The following is a 1,543-nucleotide window of genomic DNA, read 5'->3' on the forward strand; positions in this document are numbered from 1 at the left end:
GTAACTATTCACCCGCAAGGCCTTGACAGCAAAGTTGTGTGACCAGGTTAACTTGATCCCATATTCGGCTTGAGTGATCTTTTGGAGGTGGCATTCTGGAGGTATGAATAAAAAAACACTACCTCCACCGCCAGATTTCGACTCGCCTGAAGAGGCGAAAGATATCATCTATTTTTTATGGAATAAGCTGGCTGAACTTGAAGACAGGCTAAACCAAAATAGTCGAAATTCTTCTGTGCCGTCATCCCAACAGCCTTTACATAATAAAGCCAAGAATACGTCGCCTAGTCGGAAGAAATCTGGAAAAAAGCAAGGCGCTCAACCAGGTCATAAAGGTCATCGCCGACTGCTTCACCCTATTGAAGACAGTGCCTCGGTTGAGCAATATTTACCAAATAAGACATGCCACTGCGGTGGTTGTGTTATTCCAAACAGAAAACCCTATAAACGACACCAAATCTTTGACTTACCTGATATCTCATACACACTTGTTGAACATCAAGCCTTCAAAGGGGAGTGCTCATGGTGTGGTGATAAGCATCAAGCTGAGCTTCCAGAGGGTGTGCCTAATGTTCAGATGGGACCAAATCTACATAGCTTTATCGCAATCCAAGCGACGCAGCACCATCAAAGCATAGGTAAAATACAATCTATGCTGAAAGATGTCTTTCAGCTGAACTTCTCTACAGGTGCGATATCAGCTGTGCAAGGGCGAGTAACCGAATACTTAGCTGAGACTCATACGCAAATTCATGAAGCAGTCAAAGCATCTCAATTGATTATGGCAGATGAAACCTCACATCAACGCAATAATGATAAACGTTGGATGTGGGCTGCACTCAGTAATGACGTTGCCTTCTTCCAAATCAACAGCGGCAGAAACCAACATGCCGCTAAAAGATTGCTTGGTGAGGCTATTTCACACCTTTTAGTGACTGATCAATACTCAGCTTACAAATATATTGATGAATCTAAACGGCAATTATGCTGGGCTCACATCTTAAGGAACGTCATAGCTATCGAGGAGAGTGTTTGCCCTGAAAACCAAAAAATCGGAGAAAAACTGGCTTTAATCGCTCATAGCGTATTCAGGTGTCATCATCGATATATTGAGAACAAGATTGCCGAAAACCAATATTATCGTCGACTCAGGCGGTTAAGAAAGAGCTGGCTTCATTGGCTCAAACTGGGCAGTTATCAATGCTCAAAACGATATCGAGGACGGTGCCGAAACCTCATTGCTGATGACGCCATGGTCTGGCGTTTTATGGATGACGCGAAATGTCCGTTAACAAACAACGCTGCGGAGCGAGTTCTGCGTAATTATATATTAATGAGAAAATGCTGTTACGTAACTCGCTCATATCGGGGAGATCTGTTCCGAGAGCGTATGTTCTCACTTATCGAAACAGCGAAGCTTCAACAGGTATCAGCTTACAAATGGCTGCGTGAAATCGTCGAACATCATATGCTTAAAATCGATTATCAGTTGCCAGTGTTCTTAGCGTAAAGCATCGTCAATAGCTCGTGGGTGAATAGTTAC

1 protein-coding gene is annotated in these 1,543 nt (G+C 43.4%); it reads left to right on the forward strand.

Features of this window, described 5'->3' with window-relative positions; genetic code table 11:
- Nucleotides 1-103: 103 nt before the first annotated feature.
- Nucleotides 104-1,510, forward strand: a complete 1,407-nt coding sequence (gene tnpC, locus R7127_RS26090; RefSeq protein ID WP_225467842.1) for an IS66 family transposase — start codon at nucleotides 104-106, stop codon at nucleotides 1,508-1,510.
- The last annotated feature ends 33 nt before the right edge of the window (nucleotides 1,511-1,543 follow it).

The organism is Vibrio sp. 1159 (genome assembly GCF_033340395.1).
Taxonomy (GTDB): Bacteria; Pseudomonadota; Gammaproteobacteria; order Enterobacterales; family Vibrionaceae; genus Vibrio; species Vibrio alginolyticus.